The sequence below is a fragment of the Ramlibacter sp. genome (assembly GCF_036383835.1).
Lineage (GTDB): Bacteria > Pseudomonadota > Gammaproteobacteria > Burkholderiales > Burkholderiaceae_C > Ramlibacter.
In genome coordinates this window covers 1-3,583 of sequence record NZ_DASVNN010000111.1, presented here as the reverse complement: position 1 = coordinate 3,583, position 3,583 = coordinate 1, and the positions used below count along the sequence as shown (strand labels likewise).

Below are 3,583 nucleotides of genomic sequence, written 5' to 3'. Positions count from 1 at the left end.
CATTCCAACGGCTTCTCGCTGGTGCGCAAGTGCATCGAGCGCGCCGGCGGCAGCCTGCCCGCCACGCTGGACGGCAAGCCGTTCCGCCAGGCGGTGATGGAGCCGACCCGCCTCTACGTGAAGCCGGTGCTGGCCGCGCTGGCGAAGCACGCCGGGATCAAGGCGCTGGCCCACATCACCGGCGGCGGCCTGCTGGAGAACATCCCGCGCGTGCTGCCCGACGGCCTGGCCGCGCAGCTGCGCAAGGGCAGCTGGCCGCAGACGGAACTCTTCGCCTGGCTGCAGAAGACCGCGGCGATCGACGACCACGAGATGAACCGCACCTTCAACAACGGCATCGGCATGGTGGTGGTCGTTGCCGCCGCGGAAGCCGCCGCCGTCGCCGACACCCTGCGCGCGCAGGGCGAATCCGTGCACGAGATCGGCCGCATCGCAGCCCGTGGCAACGGAGCGCCCGTCACCGTCGGCTGACGCCGCGGCGCCCGCCCGGGCCCGGGCCCGGCTGCCCGCGGGCCTCTGGGCGCGCGGCTTCGTCAGCCTGCTGATGGACGTCTCCTCGGAGATGATCCACAGCCTGCTGCCCGTCTTCATGGTCACGGGGCTCGGGGCCAGCATGCTCACCGTGGGCCTGATCGAAGGCGCGGCCGAGGCCACCGCCCTCATCGTCAAGGTGTTCTCCGGCGCCTGGAGCGACTGGCTGGGGCGGCGCAAGCCGCTCGCCGTGCTGGGTTACGGCATGGGCGCCGCCTCCAAGCCCCTGTTCGCGCTGGCCACCACGTCCGGCCTGGTGCTCGCCGCCCGCCTGATCGACCGCGTCGGCAAGGGCATGCGCGGGGCGCCGCGCGACGCACTGGTGGCCGAACTCGCCGCCCCCGAGCAGCGCGGCGCCGCCTACGGCCTGCGGCAGTCGCTCGACACCATCGGCGCCTTCCTCGGGCCGCTGATCGCCATCGGCCTGATGCTGCTGTGGGCCAACGACTTCCACGCGGTGTTCTGGGTCGCGGTGATCCCCGGCGTGCTCTCGGTGGCGCTGCTGCTGTTCGGCGTGCGCGAGCCGGAGCAGCCGCCGGGCACGAAGCGCGTCAACCCGATCCGGCGCGACAGCCTGCGGCAGCTGCAACCCGCCTACTGGTGGGTGGTGGGCATCGGGGCGCTGTTCACGCTGGCGCGCTTCAGCGAGGCCTTCCTGGTGCTGCGCGCGCAGCAGGGCGGACTGGCGATCGCCTGGGCGCCACTGGTGCTGATCTTCATGAACGTGGTGTATTCGGTGGGCGCCTATCCCTTCGGCCGGCTCGCCGACCGGATGTCGCACCGCAAGCTGCTGGCGATCGGGCTCGCCGTGCTGGTCGTCGCCGACGTGCTGCTGGCCGCGGCCGATCGCGGTCCGCTGCTGTGGGCCGGCATCGCGCTGTGGGGCCTGCACATGGCCCTCACCCAGGGCCTGCTCGCGACGATGGTGGCCGACACCTCGCCCGCGCCGCTGCGCGGCACCGCCTTCGGCGTGTTCAACCTCGCGAGCGGCATCGCGCTGCTGGTGGCGAGCGGCCTGGCCGGCCTGCTGTGGGACCGCCTGGGCGGCGCCAGCACCTTCGTCGCCGGCGCGGGCGTCGGCGCGCTCGCCCTGGTCGCGATCGCCGCCGGGCGGCGGACGGAAGCGAACGGCAGCTAGCCGCGGACAGGCGGCAGCCACGTTGCGCCGCTACAAAACTGGAAGCACACTCCGCCCTACAGAGGCTGGACTTGCCGGCGAACCTGCCGGAAACTGGCCCTTCAGCACAGGGAGGATCCCATGCCAGTCGTCGCGGTCGTGAACCGCAAGGGTGGAAGCGGCAAGAGCACCTTCGCCACCCACGTCGCCTCGTGGTGCGCCCGCGAGGGACTCGCCGTGATGCTGGGCGACGTCGATCGCCAGCAGTCCAGCCGCAGCTGGCTGCGTCGACGGGATGCCTCGCTGCCGACGATAGCGCCCTGGGTCGTGGACCAGAAGAACGTGCTGCGCGTGCCCCCGGGCATCACGCACGTCGTGCTCGACACCCCTGGCGGCATGCACGGCTTCGAACTGCAGCGCATCGTGATGTTCGCCGACGCCATCGTGCTTCCGGTGTGCCCCTCCGTGTTCGACCGCGAGTCCGCGGCGGCCTGCCTGGAAGAACTGGCAAACCAGCCCCGGGTGATGAAGGGCCAGTGCCGCATCGCGACCGTCGGCATGCGCGTGGACAACCGCACCGACGCGGCGCAGGTGCTGCGCGCCTGGGCCGCGGAACACAAGGTGCCGATGGTGGGCATGCTGCGCGAGACGCAGGTCTACGTGCGCAGCTCGGAATACGGCCAGACCCTGTTCGACCTGCCGCCCGAACGCTTCAAGTTCGACCTGGGCCAGTGGAATCCGATCCTGCAGTGGCTGGAGCCGGTGCTGAAACCGGTGGCCGTGCCCGCGCCGAGGCGCGAACCCATCCTGGCGCAGCGGCGGCCCTCCGTGCTGGGGGGCCGGCCGATGAACGAGGCGGGACGCACCGCCATCGCCGGCGGTCTCTCCGGCGGGTTGATGCGGGGCTGAACCCAGGCGCGGCGCCTTACTGCCTGGCGCGGCGCAGGTCGGCCACGCGATCGGCGATCGCATCGATGTCCAGCGCGTCCTGCGCGTGGACCAGGTACATCTCCAGGTCTTCCACCGCTTCGGGCGTGTGGCCCTGCTCCGCGTGCGCGAGGCCGCGGTCGCGGTATTCGGCCCAGGCGTCCGGCAGCAGCACCAGCAGGCGGTCCTGCACGGCGATCAGGCGCTGCCAGTCCTCCTGCGCCCGATGGATCTCCTTCAGGTTGCGCAGCATGCGCGCGAGGATGTCGCGCGGCGGCGCCGCCTGCAGGTACAGGCCCAGCGGCACCTCGAACTCGTCGACCAGGCCGCTGCGGCGCTTGTACGGCTCCAGGCGTTCCGACAGTTCCTCGCGCGAAAGGGACTGGCCCGTGAAGGGATCGATCACCACCTGGCCCTTGGGCAGGTTCACCTTCACCATGAAGTGGCCCGGGAAGCAGACGCCGCGCGCGTGCAGGCCGATGCCCTGCGCCAGCTCGATCCACAGCACGGCCAGCGAGATCTGGATGCCGCGGCGCGTGCGCAGCACCACGTTGAGGTAGCTGTTGTCCGGGTCGCAGTAGTCGTTGACGTTGCCGCCGAAGCTCAGGTCGCGGAAGAAGAACTGGTTCAGCGTGCGCAGCCTCTGCAGTGCGGCGGCGTCGGCGGGGATGCGGCGCTTCAGGCGGGCGAGCAGCTGGTCGACGTCGCCCAGCACGGTCTGCAGGTCGAGGTCGGGGTATTCGTCCTGGGCCACGCTGGCCGCGGCCTCGAGCAGGGGGAACTGCTCGTCGCTCTCCACCAGCATCCGGAAATATTCCAGTGGCGTAGGTTCAGTGAATTGAAGCGACGGCATGGAGTCGTTGTAATGGACGGGCCAGTGCGCGTCAATCGGTCCGGCTTGCAAAGAAGCCTGCCGTCGTCATCGCGTGACAAACTGGCGCAGCTTCACGCCCGCGGCGAGCAGCGCGCCGAAGTAAAGCACCATCGCGCCCGCGAGCATCGCGGCCA

4 protein-coding genes are annotated in these 3,583 nt (G+C 70.9%); 3 read left to right on the top strand and 1 reads right to left on the bottom strand.

The genetic code is table 11. From position 1 onward, the window contains the following. The 3 genes from VF522_RS17585 to VF522_RS17575 all read left to right on the top strand — a co-directional run. Positions 1-471: AIR synthase-related protein (locus tag VF522_RS17585; RefSeq protein WP_330909596.1), on the top strand; the 471-nt coding region annotated here is incomplete at its 5' end. Beyond that, positions 440-1,669, top strand: coding sequence for an MFS transporter (locus VF522_RS17580; protein ID WP_330909595.1), 1,230 nt, complete (start codon positions 440-442; stop codon positions 1,667-1,669). The genes VF522_RS17585 and VF522_RS17580, both read left to right, overlap by 32 nt. A 120-nt stretch (positions 1,670-1,789) precedes the next feature. Continuing rightward, entirely contained in the window at positions 1,790-2,557 is a 768-nt protein-coding gene (locus VF522_RS17575) for a ParA family protein (protein ID WP_330909594.1), read from the top strand. Positions 2,558-2,573: 16 nt separating this feature from the next. On the opposite strand, the gene VF522_RS17570 is transcribed toward VF522_RS17575, so the two are convergent. Beyond that, entirely contained in the window at positions 2,574-3,380 is an 807-nt protein-coding gene (locus tag VF522_RS17570) for a SirB1 family protein (RefSeq protein ID WP_414709555.1), read from the bottom strand. Between the last annotated feature and the right edge of the window lie 203 nt (positions 3,381-3,583).

Coding starts and splice junctions, on each gene's coding strand:
- VF522_RS17575 (WP_330909594.1), top strand. CDS start 1,790: ATGCCAGTCGTCGCGGTCGTGAACCGCAAGGGTGGAAGCGGCAAGAGC.
- VF522_RS17570 (WP_414709555.1), bottom strand. CDS start 3,380: ATGCTGGTGGAGAGCGACGAGCAGTTCCCCCTGCTCGAGGCCGCGGCC.